Origin of the sequence: Streptomyces sp. 71268, from assembly GCF_029392895.1 — a bacterium.
Classification (GTDB): domain Bacteria; phylum Actinomycetota; class Actinomycetes; order Streptomycetales; family Streptomycetaceae; genus Streptomyces.
Window position 1 is genome coordinate 2,173,868 of the sequence record NZ_CP114200.1, and the last position, 18,500, is coordinate 2,192,367.

The window sequence follows — 18,500 nt, forward strand, 5'->3', positions numbered from 1 at the left end:
GCGCTCCCAGCCCGTCACCCCGTGGCAGTGCCCCGGTGCGGCGGGTAGCGGGACGGGGCACGGGGGCAGCCACCCCGCTCCCACGGGGCACTGGGCACGGAGCCCGGCTCCCTTCCCGAACGGGGCGCGGAGCACGGAGCACGGGGCACGGAGCCCAGCTCCCCTCCCGTACGAAGCACGGAGCTGGAGCACGAGGCACGGGGCACGAAGCCACGACGCGGAGCCCGGCCATGCCCCGGGTGTTCCCGGACAGGACGCAAGAACGGGCAGCGGACGACAGGTCCACGGAGGGGAAACGCGAAAACCCCAGCCCTCCCGGTGGCGTGGGCGTACGGGACGTACGTCGCCGGCCGGGGGCGAGGCCGGGGTGGGGCGGGTCCGAACGGGGCGGGCGGGCGCCGGAGCGGCGGGAGGGTGGGCCGCTCGCGCGCGGGGCGCGCGACCGTGCGCCGGGGGACGCGACGAGGTGGGGCGGACGGGGGCGGCGGGCTCCGAGGGGGCCGTGGGGCGCCGCCCACGAGGGAGGTGGCCGCTACTTGGGTGCTTCGGTGAGAATCGTGCGGCGGGGGTTCGCCGTCTGGGCGGGCAGCTCGACGGAGGCGGTCTGCTCCTCTGCGGCGGGCGCGGTCTGGAGTTCTTCGGCATCCTTGAGGTGGGCGAGAGTGGTGCGCCGCGGGTTGGCTATGTTGCGGAACATCATCGTCGTCTTCACGGGATCTGCCTCGTCTTGTCGTTTTCGCGGACGGTGTAAAGCGTCAGGCTAAACGCGCCCTTCCCCCGAAATCCGCGAGGCCAGTCACGCCCAGCATGTGAGTTCTCTCACGAAGAGGCGGACAAATGCCGCATCGTGCGCACCTATCACCCCAGGCGGAATCCGGCATTGCCGACCTATGCAGACGTTCCGCTCTTGATCATCGCGACCCGGACACCCATCACTCCCGAGCGGAACGTGCATAAAAGTCCGTTATCACGGCCATTGTTTTCCACATGCGGTCACTTTATTGCCACGTACCGTCACCGCATCCACACCGTGACCCACGGCTCTTGTTGGAGCATCCGGCACTGTGCTGGAATTCCACGGACCGCCGACAGGATTCACCTGGCGCGCAGCGGGCGCAGACGGGGCGCCGAGCGGCGGCGGCCTCGCTCCGCGACAAGGAAGGGTCGAGCGCGCCGGTCACTCACGACTCACACCGTTTCGCCGTACGCACGGCGGGACGCCTGGTCCAGAGGTTGCGACGCTAGTGCAGGGACGTTTCAAGAAGGATGGCAACGCCGCGGCGGACCCCGAGCCGCGCGGTGGCACCGACCGCGGCGCGGATGTCAGTACGCGGCCGACCGCGCCCAGCGGCGAGGAGTCATCCGGCGAGCGGCCGAAGGTGAAGGGCCCCACGGGGCCCGGGCCGCGAATAGCCCTGCGTAACTGGAAGATCAGCACCCGACTCGTGTCGCTGCTCGCCCTCCCCGTGGTGGCCGCCACCACGCTGGGCGCCCTGCGTATCCAGAACTCGATGGACAACATCGAGCAGCTCGACCAGATGAAGCTGCTCACCGAGATGACGCAGCAGGCGACCGAGCTGGCCAACGCGCTCCAGGAGGAGCGCGACCAGTCGGCCGGGCCGCTGGCCGGCGCCGGCGACGACCGGGACGACCAGGTGGTCGCCCCGCGCCAGGCGACCGACCAGGCGCTCGTCGCGTTCGCCGACGCCACGGACGACCTGGACCCGGTCGACCCGGCGATCACCGGCGTGCAGTCCACGGTGATCGACATCAAGAAGCAGCTCAACAAGATCCACGAGATCCGCAAGCAGGCGTACAAGGACCGCGACTACACCTCGCAGACGATCCTCGGGTATAACGAGCTGATCACCTCGCTGCTCTCGCTCTCCCAGGACATGGCGCAGGCGACCAGCAACCGCGCGATGATCAACAAGACGCGCGCGCTGGCCACGTTCTCGTCGGCCAAGGAGTACGCGTCCATCCAGCGCGCCTCCATCAGCGCGGCCCTGGCGCACCCGAACAAGCCCAAGCTCTCGGCGATCGACAGCCGGTACACCTCCACGGCGCTGGAGAAGGAAGACCAGGCGCTCCGCCGGTTCCTGGAGATCCGCAGCGGTGACACGCCGGAGCTGCTCGACCCGCTCACCGGCGACAACAGCGACATCAACGCGGCCAACAAGTACGCGCTGCGCATGGTGCGCGACCCGGAGAGCCTGGCGTCCGCCAAGCGCACCTACATGGACTGGTACGACCAGGACAGCATCAAGCTCGTGGCGATGTCCAAGATCGAGCAGACGCTGCTGACGGAGATGGAGCAGAAGGCCCGCGAGCTGCGCTCGGAGGCCAAGCAGGACGCGTTCATCAACGGTGCGCTGATCCTGCTCGTCCTCGGCATCTCGCTGGTCGGCGCGTTCGTCGTCTCCCGCTCCATGGTGCGTTCGCTGCGCCGGCTCCAGGACACCGCGCAGGACGTCGCCCAGCAGCGGCTGCCCGAGCTGGTCAAGGAGCTGTCCGAGCACGACCCGCAGGACGTGGACACCTCCGTCGAGTCGGTCGGTGTGCACAGCCGGGACGAGATCGGCAAGGTGGCCGCGGCCTTCGACGACGTGCACCGCGAGGCGGTCCGGCTCGCCGCCGAGCAGGCGCTGCTGCGAGGCAACGTCAACGCGATGTTCACCAACCTCTCGCGCCGCAGCCAGGGCCTGATCCAGCGGCAGCTCTCACTCATCTCCGAGCTTGAGTCCCGCGAGGCGGACCCGGACCAGCTCTCCTCGCTGTTCAAGCTGGACCACCTCGCGACGCGTATGCGCCGTAACGGTGAGAACCTGCTCGTCCTCGCCGGTGAGGAGCCGGGGCGCCGGTGGACCCGCCCCGTGCCGCTGGTGGACGTGCTCCGCGCGGCGGCGTCCGAGGTGGAGCAGTACGAGCGGATCGAGCTCAGCTCCGTTCCGGGCACCGAGGTCGCGGGCCGGGTCGTCAACGACCTCGTGCACCTGCTGGCCGAGCTGTTGGAGAACGCGACGTCCTTCTCGTCGCCGCAGACCAAGGTCAAGGTCACCGGGCACGCGCTGCCGGACGGCCGGGTGCTCGTGGAGATCCACGACACCGGCATCGGGCTCTCCCCCGAGGACCTGGCGGCGATCAACGAGCGGCTGGCCAGCCCGCCGACCGTGGACGTGTCGGTCTCGCGCCGGATGGGTCTGTTCGTGGTCGGCCGCCTGTCGCTGCGGCACGGCATCCGCATCCAGCTCCGGCCGTCGGACTCCGGAGGTACGACCGCGCTGGTCATGCTGCCGGTCGACGTGGCGCAGGGCGGTGGCAAGAAGCCCACCCCGGGCGCGCCCGGCACGCCCGGTCCGTCCGGCGCCCCCGGGCAGTCCGGCACGCCGGCCGGCGGCACCCCCGCCCTTGGCAAGGCGGCCGGCCCCGGTGGCAACGGCGCGTCCGGCTCCGCGACCGCCGGTACGGGCACGCGCCGCCAGGTGCCGGGCTCGGGTCCGCGGGCCGAACTCGCGGGCGGCGGCTCGACCCCGCAGCGCACGAAGCCGAACCCGAGCGGCCCGGTGCCGCCGACCGGCACCGGTGCCCAGCCCGCACGGGGCGGCGCCACGCGCAGCGGGCTGCCCACGCGCCCCGTGGGCGCCTCGGTGCACGGCAACGGGGCGGCCGGGACGGGCGCCGGTGGCGGCGACTTCTTCGGCAGCGGCGGCAGTGGCAACCGGGCCAGTGGCGGCGGAAACGTCCCCGCAACCACCGGTGACTTCTTCGGCGGCAGCCGGGCCGGCGCGCGCAGCGCCGCGGGCGCCGACCAGGGGCAGGGCCCGGGCGCGAACCGCCCGGCGCTGCCCACGCGTGGCGGCCAGGACGCGCCGGACCACGAGCCCACCGTCGCCCCGCCGACCGGCGCCCCCGCGGGCGCGGGACGCTCCGGCGAGCGTGGGGCGCGCCCGCAGCTCCCGCAGCGCGGCCCCGCCCCCGAGTTGACCGGCGCCGTGGCCCCCGAGTCCACCGAGACGCCGGCTCAGGACGGCGGGCCGCAGGCTCCCGGCGCCAACTGGGGCGCCCGGCGCGCCGCCGCGGCGGACGACTGGCCCACCGACGGCGACGCGGCACGTGACCACGCGGAGATCGACACCACGCCGCCGTTCCCGCGCGGTGCCGCCGGTGGCCCCGGCGACACGGGCGAGTTCGCCGTACCCCCCACCCCGCACGGGGCGGGCGACACCGGTGAGTGGGCGCGGCCGAACACCGCGGACACCGGCGGTTACCCGGTTCCCGGCACGTCCGACACCGGCGGTTACCCGCACCAGGCCGGCCCGGGCGACACCGGCGAGTACGCGCTGCCGTCCCAGCCTTCCGGCGTCGCGGACACCGGCCAGTACGCGCTGCCCGCGGGCGGCCCCGGCGACAGCGGCGAGTACCCGCGCCCCACGGACACCGGCGGCTACGCCCTGCCCGAAGGCGCCGGCGCGTACCCGGACCCGTACGCCCAGGGCACCTCGGACGAGACCGGCGGCTACCCGACACCGAGCGAGACCGGGACGTACCCGCAGCTCACCGACACGGGCGAGTACGCACAGCCCGACGCCTTCGCGGGCGGTCGCGGCGACACGGGTGAGTACCCGCGGCCGGCCGGCGACACGGGCGAGTACGCGCTGCCGGGCGAGACGGGCGAGTACCCGCGCCCCGCCGACACCGGCGGCTACTTGCGGCCGGAGCACGGGCAGGACGGCTCCGGGGACACCACCCAGTTCCAGCGGCCCGACTTCAACGGTCCGCCGCCCGGGCGTGGCGGGGCGTACCTGCCGCAGGGCGGCCCGGGCGTGGGGCTCGGCCAGGGCGCGCACGCCGAGCCGGCGCCGGCGCCGGCGCCGGCGCCCGAGGACGACCACCTCACCGGCGAACTGCCGCTCCCGCAGGGCTTCGACAACGGTGGCACCCCGATCTTCGACACGATCGAGTCGCGCTGGTTCCACAGCCCACAGGGCCCCGGGCCGGCCGGTCCGTCCGCCGAGCCCACGGCGCGCCCCGCCGACCCGCACGGCGGCGCTCCGGGCGGCGAGGGCGAGTCGGCGCGGTCGGCCACGCCCCCGCTGCCGCGGCGCGAGCCGGGCCAGCAGGGTCTGATCCCCGCGCGTGCCACGGGGCAGCGGCCCCAGGCGGCGGACGGCGCGGACGCGCGGGGCGCCGGCACGGCCGGGAACGCGGCTTGGCGCTCCTCGCCCAACGACGAGCGCTGGCGGCGGGCCGAGCAGGTCCGGGAGCCGGCGGCGGGCGGGGTGACCTCGTCCGGTCTGCCCCGTCGGGTGCCGCGGGCCAACCTCGTCGACGGCACCGCCGAGGAACAGCCCGCCCAGCGGCGCGGTGGCCCCCAGGTCTCCCGCGCGCCCGACGACGTGCGCGGGCGACTGACCAACCTTCGTCGTGGTATCCAGCAGGGCCGTCAGGCCGGAACGGACGGTCGGCCTTGAGTCTCGCGGTCGCGGTCCCCTTCACCAGCAGGAGCGTTAGTTGAGTCCGATGAGCCAGGCGGCGCAGAATCTGAACTGGTTGATCACCAACTTCGTGGACAACACCCCGGGGGTGTCGCACACGGTGGTGGTCTCCGCCGACGGCCTGCTGTTGGCGATGTCCGAGGGGTTCCCCCGGGACCGGGCCGACCAGTTGGCGGCCGTGGCCTCCGGTCTGACCTCGCTGACCTCCGGTGCCTCCCGCATTTTCGAGGGCGGCGCCGTGAACCAGACCGTGGTCGAGATGGAGCGCGGTTTCCTTTTCATCATGTCGATTTCCGACGGGTCATCGCTCGCGGTGCTCGCGCACCCCGAGTGCGACATTGGTCTCGTCGGTTACGAGATGGCGCTTCTCGTCGACCGTACGGGTAACGTCCTGACCCCTGACCTGCGTGCGGAACTGCAGGGAAGTCTGCTCAACTGACTTTCGACCACCGTCCGTCCTTCGCTTCACCGCCAGGCCCCCCCACCGGCACCGACCGACGGCACTACTACTCGCTTGCTGTCCCGACCGGAGGAACCATGAACCCGCCCGCTGCCTCGACCGGCCCGTACGGCGCCTCTCACCACGCGCCGTACGGGGTCGAAGGCGACCAGCCGCTGGTGCGCCCGTACGCCATGACCGGGGGTCGCACCCGGCCGCGCTACCAGCTCGCCATCGAGGCGCTGGTGAGCACGACGGCAGACCCCGCGCACCTGCAGGGGCTACTCCCCGAGCACCAGCGGATCTGCCACCTGTGCCGTGAGGTCAAGTCGGTCGCGGAGGTCTCCGCGCTGCTCGCGATACCCCTCGGCGTCGCCCGCATCCTCGTCGCCGACCTGGCCGAGGCCGGCATGGTGGCGATCCACCAGCCCGGCAGCTCCGAGGCGGGCGGCACGCCTGACGTGACTCTGCTCGAAAGGGTGCTCAGTGGACTCCGCAAGCTCTAGCGGCGCGGCCCGCTCCACCACCTCCGCGAAGATCGTGGTGGCGGGCGGCTTCGGCGTGGGCAAGACCACGTTCGTCGGCGCGGTCTCGGAGATCAACCCGCTGCGCACCGAGGCCGTGATGACCTCCGCGTCGGCGGGGATCGACGACCTGAGCCACGTTCAGGACAAGACCACGACGACCGTGGCGATGGACTTCGGCCGCATCACGCTGGACGACGACCTGATCCTGTACCTGTTCGGTACGCCCGGGCAGGACCGTTTCTGGTTCATGTGGGACGACCTGGTCAAGGGCGCGATCGGCGCGATCGTGCTGGTGGACACGCGCCGGCTGGCCGACTGCTTCCCGGCCGTCGACTACTTCGAGAACTCCGGCCTGCCGTTCGTCATCGCCCTCAACGGTTTCAACGGGCACCAGCCCTACTCCCCCGACGAGGTCCGCGAGGCGCTCCAGATCGGCCCGGACACGCCGATCATCGTCACCGACGCCCGGCAACGCGGGGAGACCAAGAGCGCGCTCATCACCCTGGTCGAGCACGCGCTGATGGCCCGCCTCAAGTAGCGTGAACCACCGGGTAGTTGTCGTACACACCGTTGTGTCGTTTGCCACGGCTAGCCCGCAAATTCATAACGTTTCGACAGGCAATTACCACGCGCCCACTACACAGCGCGATCAATCGACTCCGAAGCGCACGCGATTCTCCTGAATTTTGCCGTCGGTCGCCCTTAACGCCCGTTTTATCTCCGTGGCCGACAGTCCTCCATCCGGTAGCGGCACTGTTTGGAATGCGCCTGCCTCACGTGCTGGAATTCGCTGAACTGAGCGGTAAGGGCTCAGCAGAGAACGGCACAACATCAAGTGCCGACGCCGAGAGGTTGTTGGTCAGTGAGGCGAAGCACAACGGCGCCCGCGACGGGGTCGCCCCAGCCACGGACCCCACAGGGTCAGGCACGGGGCAACTTCACGCCGCCATCGCGCACGGTGGCATCGCCCGACGCGGCACCCGACGCCCCGCCGCCCCAGGGTGGCCCCTGGTCCCCGCGCAACTGGCGGGTCCCGGTCCGGCTGAACGCGATCCTGCTCATTCCGGTCCTGGTGGCCCTGGTCTTCGGCGGCTTCCGCGTCGCCTCCTCCGTGGAGACGTGGCAGGAGGCGCAGGACGCCGAGCGCACGGCCGGGCTGGTGCGCGCCGCGGCGACGTACGGCCAGGCGTTGATCAACGAGCGCGACGTGTCCACGGTGCCGCTGCTCGAGGGCCGCGAGACCGACGAGATGCGACAGGCCCGGCGGACGACCGACGCGGCGGCCAAGGAGTTCGACCGCTTCGCGCGCGACATGCCGGACGACGCGGGGCTGGGGCGCCGGCTCAAGGCGTTCCGCGCCGTGGAGCCACGGCTGACCTCGCTGCGCCAGAACGCCTTCTCCTCGCGGCTGCCGGGGGTGCAGACCGAGGAGGGGTACGTCACCGTCCAGCACCCGCTGATGGAGTTCTCCAACGAACTCGGCCTCGGCACCGGCAACATCACCTCCTACGGCCGTACGGTCTACGCGATCTCCCTGGCCAAGGCAGCCGAATCGTTGCAGCGCTCGATCGGCGCGCACCTGCTGACCAAGCCGGGCCCCACCGAGGCGGACCGCCGCGCGCAGCTCACCGCCTTCTCCTCGTACGCCTACCTGGAGCGGATCGCGCTGCTGGAGTTCGAGTCCGGCGGCATGGACGCGGACACCGCACACCTCAAGCGGGCGCTGCGGGAGGCCGCGGAGACCGGCAAGAAGAAGACGGCCGCCGCGCGGGAGCGCGCCCAGGGCCGTGGTGAGGACTTCACGGCTCCGCCGTCGATGGACACCATGGTCAAGGCCATCGGCTCCGGCGCGAAGCCGTCCGAGCTGCGTGACCAGGGCATTACCGCCGCCTCCTGGTTCGACGCTTCGACGGCCCAGTTCGACGCCTACCGCGCGGTCGAGGAGAGCCTGGCCGACAAGGCGGTGGACGAGGCTGCGCAGATCTCCTCCGACGCCCGCCGGGACACCTTCGTCAACTCCGCGATCGTGCTGGTGGCCCTGCTGGCCGCGTTCATCGTGGCCGGTCTGATGGCCCGCTCGATGAGCCGTAGCATGCGTCAGTTGCGCAACGCCGCGCTGGAGGTCGCCGAGCAGCGGCTGCCCGAGTTGGTCGACCAGCTCTCGCGTACGGAGCCGGGGCGCACCGACACCCGCGTGACCCCCATCCCGATCGCCACCCGCGACGAGATCGGCGAGGTCGCCCGCGCCTTCGACCACGTGCACCAGGAGGCGGTCCGCCTGGCCGCCGAGCAGGCGCTGCTGCGCGGCAACGTCAACGCGATCTTCACCAACCTCTCGCGCCGCAACCAGGGCCTCATCGAGCGCCAGCTCACGCTGATCAGCACGCTGGAGAACAACGAGGCCGACCCGGACCAGCTTGAGAACCTGTTCCGGATGGACCACCTGGCCACCCGCATGCGCCGCAACGGCGAGAACCTCCTCGTCCTCGCGGGCGAGGAGCCGGGCCGACGCTGGAACCAGCCGGTGCCGCTGGTGGACGTGCTCCGCGCCGCCTCGTCCGAGGTGGAGAGCTACGAGCGGATCGAGCTGGCCGGCGTCCCCGACAGCGAGATCCACGGCAACGCCGTCACGGACCTGGTGCACCTGCTGGCCGAGCTGTTGGAGAACGCCACCACGTTCTCCTCGCCGCAGTCCAAGGTGCGGGTGACCGCGACCCGGCTGCCCGACGGCCGGGTCATGATCGAGATCCACGACAAGGGCATCGGCCTGACCGCCGAGGACTTCGCGGACATCAACCACCGGCTGGCCCACCCGCCGACGGTCGACGTGGCGGTCTCCCAGCGCATGGGCCTGTTCGTGGTCGGCCGGCTGGCCAACCGGCACGGCATCCGGGTGCAGTTGCGCCCCGCCGGCGAGCAGGCGGGCACCACGTCGCTGGTCATGCTGCCCGAGCCGATCACGCACGGCGGTGGCGGAGACGACGCGCCCCAGGAGGACTTCGCCGTCTCGCCGATCGTCCCCGAGCAGCCCGCGCCCCCGTCGCCGCCGCAGCCGGCCGCGCAGCAGACGGCCGCGGACCTCGGCTTCGACGACGCCGGCCACCCGACATACGAGGGCCAGCAGGCCGCTCCGTACGCGGAGCAGCAGGGCGCTCCGTACGAGGCGCGGCAGGGTGTCCCGTACGAGAGCGCTCCGGGCGGGAGCCCGGGCGGCGAGTACGGGAGCGAGTACGGCGGCGGCCAGACGGCGCCCGCTCAGCAGCCCTACGGAGCCGAGCAGGGCGCCGGCTTGCCCGCCGGCGACGACGGTGCCGCCGGCTACGGCGCGGTGCCGGGCGTCGGCTACGACGCCGGGCCGGGCAGTGGGTACGACGCCGGCTACGGGGCCGCGCCGGGCGGGGTGGGCGCGACCGGCTTCCCGGACGGGGCCGGCCACGTGACGCCGCTGGCCCCGTACCCGGGGCAGCCGGAGCACGAGCGCACGGGCCAGTCCCCGCTCCCGGAGGCGGAGGCCGCGCCGGCGCCGGACGGGCTGCCGGGACACGGTGGCTACCTGCCCGATGGCTCCCGCGACGGTGCGTATCCGGAAGGTGACTACGCGGATCAGTCCGAGTCCGGGCAGCAGCCCTACGGCACGCACGACGCGCGAGGTCACCAGGGTGAGTGGGCCACGGCCGACGCCTACCAGGCCCCCGGCGCCGATGCGCACGGAGCGCAAACGGAACCCTTCCCGAGCGCTGCGGAAGACGGCCCGGAGCGCGTAGAGTTCCACCGTCCGGGCCCATCGCCCAGCGGCATCGACTCGATCACCGAGGCGGGCCTCCCGCGCCGTGGCAAGCAGTGGCGGGCTTCGGACGGGGCCGACGTCGCGGACGCGGCGGCGGACCACACCGAGTCAGCACACCAAGGACCCGAGGAGCAGGCGGAGCCGGAGCAGCAGCACACGCCGCGGCACGCGGACTCCGGCTGGCAGTCGGCCAACGACGAGCGCTGGCACCGTGCCGAGCAGCTACGTGAGCCGAAGGCAGGCGGAGTGACTCCGTCCGGGCTGCCACGGCGCGTCCCCAAGGCCAATCTGGTGGAGGGCACCGCCGAGGAGAGCCAGCAGGGCGGACCGCAGATTTCGCGGTCCCCGGAGGACATCCGCGGCAGGTTGAGTAATCTGCGGCGCGGGGTCCAACAGGGGCGCAACGCGGGCGCCGACAACAGTACGCACCACCAGCATGACCAACAGGGCTTCGGCCCCGGCAGCACCTACGATCAGGAGCGTTAGTGTGAGCCCGATGAGCCAGGCGGCGCAGAACCTGAACTGGTTGATCACCAACTTCGTGGACAACACCCCAGGGGTGTCCCACACGGTGGTGGTCTCCGCCGACGGACTCCTTCTGGCGATGTCCGAAGGGTTCCCCCGTGACCGGGCCGACCAACTGGCGGCCGTAGCGTCCGGTCTGACCTCGCTGACCTCCGGCGCCTCCCGCATCTTCGAGGGCGGCGCCGTGAACCAGACCGTGGTCGAGATGGAACGCGGCTTCCTCTTCATCATGTCCATCTCCGACGGGTCCTCGCTGGCCGTACTCGCTCACCCCGAGTGCGACATCGGTCTCGTCGGCTACGAAATGGCCCTCCTCGTCGACCGCACCGGCGGTGTCCTCACCCCGGATCTCCGCGCGGAACTGCAAGGGAGCCTTCTCAACTAGCAAACAAACAGTGCGTTTCGCGCCACCGCGCCATAGGGTGCGGTGGCGCGACCGGCAGACAGGCGAGTTGGAGGAGGAACCGTGGCAACGCCCCCGAGCGGCTATTCGTACGGCGAAGGGCAGCAGCCTGATCCCCAGGGCCAGGCGCCGCTGAACCGGTTCAACTTCCCCTCCGCGCCCAGCCGTCGGGTCCGGCCCGCGGCCCAGCGCCAGCCGGGCGCGGCCGAGCAGCCGCACCCCCGGCAGAGCCACCCCGACCCGAACCGGCCGGGCCAGGACCAGCACGGCCAGGGCCAGTACGGCCAGGGCCAGCCGGGCCAGGACCAGTACGGTGCGCGGCGGCCGGGTGGCTCGTGGCACGCCGACCCGCAACAGCAGTCCTATCCGCAACAGCCGTACCAGCAGCCGTACGAGCAGGGCTACGGCCAGCCGCACCAGCAGCCGCGCCGCCACGCGCAGCCGCAACGACAGCCACAGCCCCAGCCGGGCTACGAACCCCCCGCCGGGCCGCGCCATCCGCACAGCCCGCGCATCGAACCGGTGGCGCCGCAACGGCACGAGCCGGAGCCGGCGCCCGCCGGTAGCGCACACAACCCCCTGGTGCGCCCGTACGCGATGACCGGTGGCCGCACGCGTCCGCGCTACCAGCTCGCCATCGAGGCGCTGGTGAGCACCACCGCCGATCCGTCCCAGCTCCAGGGCCAACTCCCTGAGCACCAGCGGATCTGCCACCTGTGCCGGGAGATCAAGTCGGTCGCCGAGATCTCCGCACTCCTCTCCATCCCCCTTGGCGTCTCCCGCATCCTCGTCGCCGACCTGGCCGAGGCGGGGCTCGTCGCCATCCATCAGCCCGGCGGCGACGAAACCGCCGGCGGTCAGCCTGACGTGACACTGCTCGAAAGGGTGCTCAGTGGACTTCGCAAGCTCTAGCGGTGCAGCCCGCTCCACCACCTCCGCGAAGATCGTGGTGGCGGGCGGCTTCGGCGTGGGCAAGACCACGTTCGTCGGCGCGGTCTCGGAGATCAACCCGCTACGCACCGAGGCCGTGATGACCTCCGCATCGGCGGGGATCGACGACCTCACGCACGCGCCGGACAAGACCACCACCACGGTAGCCATGGACTTCGGCCGCATCACGCTCGACCAGGACCTGATCCTGTACCTGTTCGGCACGCCCGGGCAGGACCGTTTCTGGTTCATGTGGGACGACCTCGTACGCGGCGCGATCGGCGCCGTGGTGCTGGTCGACACGCGCCGACTGGCCGACTGTTTCCCGGCCGTCGACTACTTCGAGAACTCCGGCCTGCCGTTCGTCATCGCCCTCAACGGCTTCGACGGGCACCAGCCGTACACCCCCGACGAGGTGCGCGAGGCGCTCCAGATCGGCCCGGACGCACCGATCATCGTCACCGACGCCCGGCACCGCAACGAGGCGAAGAGCGCGCTGATCACCCTGGTCGAGCACGCGCTGATGGCCCGCCTCCGCTAGCCCGACGCGGGCCGGGGCGGGGACGGGCCGCGGCACGCGGCGCCCCTCCCCCGGCCGCGGCCGGCCGCGCTCCCCGACCGCGTGCCGCCGGCTCGCGCGTGACCCGAAAAGCCCCCGCCGCTCCGAGGAGCAACGGGGGCTTCGTGCTGCTTGCCGTCCGGCGGGCCGGTCAGCCCTGCCAGCTGTGCGGAGCCCGGAAGCCGGGCGTGCGCTCCAGGCGACGCCAGCCGGCGGTCGAGCGGCGGGGTGCGGGCGGCGCCGTGAGGTGCTGCGTGGCGGCGGCGCGGGCGAGCAGGACCGCGGTGACGGCGGCCAGTTCCTCCGCGTCGGCGTGGCCCCGCTCCACCCGGACAACGGTGTCGGTCGACGTGTGCGCGGTGGGTTCGGTTGCGGTGCTCACAGGCTCTTCGTCTCCATTACTACGGCGGTTACTGCGGCGGGTTGCCGTGCTTGCGGGACGGCAGGTCGGCGTGCTTGTTGCGCAGCATCGCCAGGGATCGGATCAGCACCTCGCGGGTGTCGGCCGGGTCGATCACGTCGTCGACCAGGCCCCGCTCGGCGGCGTAGTACGGGTGCATCAGCTCGGACTTGTACTCCTTGACCATGCGGGCGCGCATGGCCTCCGGGTCGTCCGCGCTGGCGATCTGCTTGCGGAAGATGACGTTGGCCGCGCCCTCGGCGCCCATCACGGCGATCTCGTTGGTCGGCCAGGCGTAGGTGAGGTCGGCCCCGATGGACTGGGAGTCCATGACGATGTAGGCGCCGCCGTACGCCTTGCGCAGGATCACCGAGATCCGCGGCACGGTGGCGTTGCAGTACGCGTACAGCATCTTGGCGCCGTGCCGGATGATGCCGCCGTGCTCCTGGTCCACGCCGGGCAGGAAGCCGGGGACGTCGAGCAGGGTGACCAGCGGGATGTTGAAGGCGTCGCACATCTGGATGAAGCGCGCGGACTTCTCCGACGCCTCGATGTCGAGCACGCCGGCCAGCGACTGCGGCTGGTTGGCGATGATGCCGACGACGGCCCCGTCGAGCCGGGTGAGCGCACAGATGATGTTGGTCGCCCAGCGCTCGTGGACCTCCAGGTACTCGCCGTCGTCGACGATCTCCTCGATGACCTTGCGCATGTCGTACGGCCGGTTGCCGTCGGCCGGCACCAGGTCGAGCAGCGCCTCGCCGCGCCGGTCGGCGGGGTCGGACGCCTCGGCGACGGGCGGGTTCTCCCGGTTGTTCTGCGGCAGCAGGGAGAGCAGGTAGCGCACCTCTTCGAGGCAGGTCTCCTCGTCGTCGTACGCGAAGTGAGCCACGCCCGAGGTCTCCGCGTGGACGTCGGCGCCGCCGAGCCCGTTCTGGGAGACCTTCTCGCCGGTCACCGCCTGCACGACGTCGGGGCCCGTGATGAACATCTGCGAGGTCTCGCGGACCATGAACACGAAGTCGGTCAGCGCGGGGCTGTACGCGGCGCCGCCGGCGCACGGGCCGAGCATCACCGAGATCTGCGGGATGACACCGGAGGCGCGAGTGTTGCGCTGGAAGATGCCGCCGTACCCGGCGAGGGCCGAGACGCCCTCCTGGATGCGGGCGCCGGCACCGTCGTTGAGGGACACCAGCGGCGCGCCGGCCGCGATGGCCATGTCCATGATCTTGTGGATCTTGGTGGCGTGGGCCTCGCCGAGCGCGCCGCCGAAGATCCGGAAGTCGTGCGCGTAGACGAAGACGGTGCGACCGTGCACCGTGCCCCAACCGGTGATGACGCCGTCGGTGTAGGGCTTCTTGGCCTCCAGGCCGAAGCCGACCGCGCGGTGTCGCCGCAGGGGTTCGACCTCGTTGAAGGAGCCCTCGTCGAGCAGGAGGTCGATCCGCTCCCGGGCCGTCAGCTTGCCCTTGGCCTTCTGCGCCTCGGTCGCCCGCTCGCTCGGGCCGCGCCGAGCTTGCTCGCGAATGGCGTGCAGCTCGGCGACGCGCCCACGGACGTCACTCGCCGCTACGGGCGCACCTTCGAGATTGGTCATGCCAAGACGGTACGTTCCCTGGGGCCGGGAACCTCATGTCGTTTCCCTACAACGTCGTGAACGTTTTCGTGTCACAGGCGGCAGAACTGTGCGGCACCCTTCCCGCATTGTCGGGCGCCTAACCCCCATTTTCCCCTGTGTATACCCCACAAAGCATAAGGGGCCACCCTGGTGCCCCTCCCACAGCTTCGCGCACTCCACCGGCCCCGCCAGCGGCCCCAGCGGGGCGGATGACGGGGCCGGCGCGGTAGGGGGTGGGCGGGGTCAGCAACCGCCGCAGTTGTAGTACGTCACGTCCCAGTGGTTGCTCTCACGGTAGTAGATGTTGCCGGAGGCCGACTTCCACTTCGATCCGCCGATGGACGCGAACGTGCCGGTGATGTAGTTCGACAGGCAGGTGGAGAGGCTGAAGTCGAGCTTGTAGCCGTTCCAGTGGCTGTACGTGCCGCTGGCGTGCCCGGTCTCGGTGCCACCGGTGATGTTCAGCGCGCACCGGCTGGCCTGCTTGAGCGTCTGAGCGCCCCGCGCGGAGCTGAGGTTGAGCTGTGTGAACGAGGTGCAGTTCGGCTGGTTGCGGTCGGAGCAGCCGCCGGAGGACGACCAGGTGATGCCGGCGTCCCGGAACATCGCGGTGGCCTGCGCGTGGCTCAGCTTGGTGACCGCGTGCGCCTCGGTGGCGCCACCGACGACGCCGACACCGGGCGCGAACAGGGCGCCGAGCGCCAGCGCGAGGGCGGTGAGCAGGGACCGAACGACGCGGCGCGGGCGGCGACTGCCGTACAGCGCGTGATCCATGGGGGAACCTCCTGCTGAGGACGGACCGGACGGTGGGGCGGGTCGGCTGTGCAGGTGGAGCCCCAGGATGATGCCCGAGTTCTACGCGCGTCCGCCAGAGGCCCGGCATGAACGGAGCACCACGGATGCGGGGCGGGACGGGTACGGGGCGGGGCGATGGTCTCGCACGGGGCACGGGGCACGGAGCCTGGGGCACGGGGCGGGGCGGCCCGGGGGCGCGGAGCCTGGCACGGAGCACGGGGCGCGGGGCACGGCGCCTGACCCCCCGGAAACGAGAAGGTTGAAAATTGAACGGAATGCCCCTACGATGAATTTCGTTGAAGCTTAAACAACAACGCCCCGAGGAGGAGCCATGGCTCTGTTCAACCGCAAGCGCAACACCGTCCCGGCCGCTGACGCCGCCACCGCCGCCACTGGCACCGCCGTCATCGACGCCGCGGCGCCCCAGGCGAACCCGGCCCTCGCGGGGCTCACGGGTGAGTACACGATCGACCCGGCACACAGCAGCATCGGCTTCACGGTGCGCCACGCGATGGTCACCAACGTGCGCGGCTCGTTCATCGAGCACGAGGGCGCCCTGCGCCTCGACGGTGCCGACCCGGCCCGCTCCAGCGCCAGCATCGACGTCAAGATCGCCAGCGTTGACACCGGCATCAAGGACCGCGACGCGCACCTGCTCGGCGAGGACTTCTTCGACGCCGAGCGCTTCCCGCTGATGACCTTCCGCAGCACCGGCGTCAAGCAGACCGACGACGAGAGCTTCCGCGTCACCGGCGACCTGACCATCAAGGACGTCACCCGCCCGGTCAGCATCGACCTCGACTTCAACGGCGCGGCGACCGACGTCTACGGGGCCGAGCGCGTCGGCTTCGAGGGCAGCGCCACCATCCTGCGCTCCGACTGGGGCCTGACGTGGAACGCCGCTCTGGAGACCGGCGGCGTCATGGTCAGCGACAAGGTGAAGCTCACTTTCGACATCTCCGCCGTCAAGGCCGCCCCCGCGGCCTGACCCCCCGAACGCCGCGGCCCCGTCCGAGCCCTCCCCCGTGGGCCGGCCGGGGCCGCGGTGCGTTCGCCCGCGCTCAGCACCCCACGCCTGCTGGGCCCGGTGACACGGGCCCTGCTGGCACGGGCCCTGCCGGCACGGGCCCTGCTGGCACGGGGCCGCTGCTACGGAATCGCTGCTACGGGATCGTTGCTACGGGGCGGCGGTGCCGGGCCGCGACGGGGCCGGGTGCGCCGCGCCGCCCCGCCGCGCGCCGCCTACTCCTGCGGTTCGACGCCCGCGCGCAGCAGGCCGTAGGTGTACGCGTCCTCCAGCGCCTCCCAGGAGGCGGCGATCACGTTGTCGCCGACGCCCACCGTGGCCCACTCGCCCCGGCCGTCGCTGGTGGAGACCAGGACCCGGGTGGTGGACTCGGTGCCGTGCCGGCCCTCCAGGATGCGGACCTTGTAGTCGACCAACTCCAGGCCGGCCAGGTGCGGGTAGATCCGCTCCAGGCCCACCCGCAGCGCCCGGTCCAGGGCGTTGACGGGGCCGTTGCCCTCCGCCGTGGCCACGATGCGCTCGCCCTTGGCCCACAGCTTCACGGTGGCCTCGTTGGCGTGCGTGCCGTCCGGGCGGGTCTCGACGATGCCGCGCCAGGACTCGACCCGGAAGTACCGGCGCGCCCTGCCCTCCGCCTCGGCGCGGAGCAGCAACTCGAAGGAGGCGTCGGCCGCCTCGTACGTGTAGCCCGCCAACTCCCGTTCCTTGACCCGCTCCACGACCCGGGCGACCAGCGCGCGGTCGTCGCTGATGTCGATGCCGAGCTCCTTGCCCTTGAGCTCGATGGACGCGCGGCCCGCCATGTCGGAGACCAGCATGCGCATGGTGTTGCCGACCCGCTCCGGGTCGATGTGCTGGTACAGGTCCGGGTCCACCTTGATCGCCGAGGCGTGCAGGCCGGCCTTGTGGGCGAAGGCCGAGACGCCGACGTAGGGCTGGTGGGTGGAGGGCGTGAGGTTGACGACCTCCGCGATGGCGTGGGAGACCCGCGTCATCTCGGCGAGCGCCCCCGCGGGCAGCACCGTCTTGGCGTACTTCAGCTCAAGGGCGGCGACGACCGGGAACAGGTTGGCGTTGCCGACCCGTTCGCCGTAGCCGTTGGCCGTGCACTGTACGTGGGTGGCGCCCGCGTCCACGGCGGCCAGGGTGTTGGCGACGGCGCACCCCGTGTCGTCCTGGGCGTGGATGCCCAGGCGCGCACCGGTGTCGGCGAGCACCGTGGCGACGACCGCCTGCACCTGGGCGGGCAGCATGCCGCCGTTGGTGTCGCACAGCACGACCACGTCGGCACCCGCCTCGTGCGCCGCGCTGACGACCTGCTTGGCGTAGTCGGGGTTGCCCCGGTAGCCGTCGAAGAAGTGCTCGCAGTCGACGAACACCCGTCGGTCCTGGGAGCGGAGGTAGGAGACGGTGTCCCGCACCATCTCCAGGTTCTCCTCCAGCGTGGTCCGCAGCGCGAGTTCCACGTGCCGGTCGTGGGACTTGGCGACGAGCGTGATGACCGGCGCCCCGGAGTCGAGCAGCGCCCGTACCTGCGGGTCGTCCTGAGCCCGCGTCCCGGCCCGGCGCGTCGCGCCGAACGCGACGAGCTGGGCGTGCTGGAAGTCGATCTCGGCGCGGGCGCGGGCGAAGAACTCCGTGTCCCGGGGGTTGGCGCCGGGCCAGCCGCCTTCGATGAACCCCACGCCGAACGCGTCCAGGTGCCGGGCGATCGTCAGCTTGTCCGCGACGGTGAGGTTGATGCCCTCGCGCTGCGCTCCGTCGCGCAGCGTGGTGTCGAACACGTGGAAGTTGTCGTCGAGTGCGTCCGTCATGCTGATCTGGCTCCTGTCGGGATCTCGGTCTACCGGAATGACCGGTTCCACCGTCCCCACTATGCTCCCGTGCGCTCCGTCCCCTGGGGCGGATGGTCCAGGAAACGAAAAAACCCCTCGCGGGTGCGAGAGGTCTGCGCGCGGGTCTGGGACGACGGTGTCCGCGCCGTACTCGGTTCGTACG

Annotated in this window: 14 protein-coding genes; 9 read left to right on the forward strand and 5 right to left on the reverse strand. The window is 71.8% G+C overall.

Annotated elements, in window-relative coordinates; genetic code table 11:
- Positions 1–532: 532 nt before the first annotated feature.
- Positions 533–712: a hypothetical protein gene (locus OYE22_RS07955; protein WP_277319746.1), complete on the reverse strand. Its 180-nt coding sequence runs from the start codon at positions 710–712 to the stop codon at positions 533–535.
- 532 nt (positions 713–1,244) lie between these two features.
- Here OYE22_RS07955 and OYE22_RS07960 point away from each other — a divergent pair.
- From OYE22_RS07960 to OYE22_RS07995, 8 genes are all read left to right on the forward strand, one after another.
- Entirely contained in the window at positions 1,245–5,471 is a 4,227-nt protein-coding gene (locus tag OYE22_RS07960) for a nitrate- and nitrite sensing domain-containing protein (RefSeq protein ID WP_277319747.1), read from the forward strand.
- A 49-nt stretch (positions 5,472–5,520) separates the two neighbouring features.
- A complete protein-coding gene (locus OYE22_RS07965; RefSeq protein WP_176166450.1) occupies positions 5,521–5,934 on the forward strand; it encodes a roadblock/LC7 domain-containing protein in 414 nt (137 codons plus the stop codon).
- 98 nt (positions 5,935–6,032) lie between these two features.
- Positions 6,033–6,440, forward strand: coding sequence for a DUF742 domain-containing protein (locus OYE22_RS07970; RefSeq protein ID WP_176164318.1), 408 nt, complete (start codon positions 6,033–6,035; stop codon positions 6,438–6,440).
- Complete coding sequence (locus OYE22_RS07975) at positions 6,421–6,999, forward strand: ATP/GTP-binding protein (RefSeq protein WP_277319748.1); 579 nt, start codon at positions 6,421–6,423, stop codon at positions 6,997–6,999. Before OYE22_RS07970 ends, OYE22_RS07975 begins: the two co-directional genes overlap by 20 nt.
- A 420-nt stretch (positions 7,000–7,419) precedes the next feature.
- Entirely contained in the window at positions 7,420–10,734 is a 3,315-nt protein-coding gene (locus OYE22_RS07980) for a nitrate- and nitrite sensing domain-containing protein (RefSeq protein ID WP_277319749.1), read from the forward strand.
- Position 10,735: 1 nt separating this feature from the next.
- Positions 10,736–11,158, forward strand: coding sequence for a roadblock/LC7 domain-containing protein (locus OYE22_RS07985; RefSeq protein ID WP_176164315.1), 423 nt, complete (start codon positions 10,736–10,738; stop codon positions 11,156–11,158).
- An 81-nt stretch (positions 11,159–11,239) separates the two neighbouring features.
- Positions 11,240–12,088: a DUF742 domain-containing protein gene (locus tag OYE22_RS07990; protein ID WP_277319750.1), complete on the forward strand. Its 849-nt coding sequence runs from the start codon at positions 11,240–11,242 to the stop codon at positions 12,086–12,088.
- Complete coding sequence (locus OYE22_RS07995) at positions 12,069–12,647, forward strand: ATP/GTP-binding protein (RefSeq protein ID WP_176164313.1); 579 nt, start codon at positions 12,069–12,071, stop codon at positions 12,645–12,647. Before OYE22_RS07990 ends, OYE22_RS07995 begins: the two co-directional genes overlap by 20 nt.
- 169 nt (positions 12,648–12,816) lie before the next feature.
- On the opposite strand, the gene OYE22_RS08000 is transcribed toward OYE22_RS07995, so the two are convergent.
- The 3 genes from OYE22_RS08000 to OYE22_RS08010 all read right to left on the reverse strand — a co-directional run bounded on the left by OYE22_RS08000 (position 12,817) and on the right by OYE22_RS08010 (position 15,454).
- Complete coding sequence (locus OYE22_RS08000; RefSeq protein ID WP_176164312.1) at positions 12,817–13,047, reverse strand: acyl-CoA carboxylase subunit epsilon; 231 nt, start codon at positions 13,045–13,047, stop codon at positions 12,817–12,819.
- Positions 13,048–13,075: 28 nt separating this feature from the next.
- Positions 13,076–14,659: an acyl-CoA carboxylase subunit beta gene (locus OYE22_RS08005; RefSeq protein ID WP_277319751.1), complete on the reverse strand. Its 1,584-nt coding sequence runs from the start codon at positions 14,657–14,659 to the stop codon at positions 13,076–13,078.
- A gap of 264 nt (positions 14,660–14,923) precedes the next feature.
- Positions 14,924–15,454: a hypothetical protein gene (locus OYE22_RS08010; protein WP_277319752.1), complete on the reverse strand. Its 531-nt coding sequence runs from the start codon at positions 15,452–15,454 to the stop codon at positions 14,924–14,926.
- Between the two features lie 352 nt (positions 15,455–15,806).
- Between OYE22_RS08010 and OYE22_RS08015 the strand changes: the two genes are divergently transcribed.
- A complete protein-coding gene (locus OYE22_RS08015; RefSeq protein ID WP_277319753.1) occupies positions 15,807–16,463 on the forward strand; it encodes a YceI family protein in 657 nt (218 codons plus the stop codon).
- A gap of 254 nt (positions 16,464–16,717) precedes the next feature.
- Here the strand turns inward: OYE22_RS08015 and cimA are convergent, their stop codons facing one another.
- Positions 16,718–18,316, reverse strand: a complete 1,599-nt coding sequence (gene cimA / locus OYE22_RS08020; RefSeq protein ID WP_277319754.1) for a citramalate synthase — start codon at positions 18,314–18,316, stop codon at positions 16,718–16,720.
- Between the last annotated feature and the right edge of the window lie 184 nt (positions 18,317–18,500).

Bases quoted from the DNA above. Each gene is read 5' to 3' on its own strand.
- OYE22_RS08005 (WP_277319751.1), bottom strand. From the start codon at position 14,659: ATGACCAATCTCGAAGGTGCGCCCGTAGCGGCGAGTGACGTCCGTGGG.
- OYE22_RS08010 (WP_277319752.1), bottom strand. From the start codon at position 15,454: ATGGATCACGCGCTGTACGGCAGTCGCCGCCCGCGCCGCGTCGTTCGG.
- cimA (WP_277319754.1), bottom strand. From the start codon at position 18,316: ATGACGGACGCACTCGACGACAACTTCCACGTGTTCGACACCACGCTG.
- OYE22_RS08015 (WP_277319753.1), top strand. From the start codon at position 15,807: ATGGCTCTGTTCAACCGCAAGCGCAACACCGTCCCGGCCGCTGACGCC.
- OYE22_RS07965 (WP_176166450.1), top strand. From the start codon at position 5,521: ATGAGCCAGGCGGCGCAGAATCTGAACTGGTTGATCACCAACTTCGTG.
- OYE22_RS07970 (WP_176164318.1), top strand. From the start codon at position 6,033: ATGAACCCGCCCGCTGCCTCGACCGGCCCGTACGGCGCCTCTCACCAC.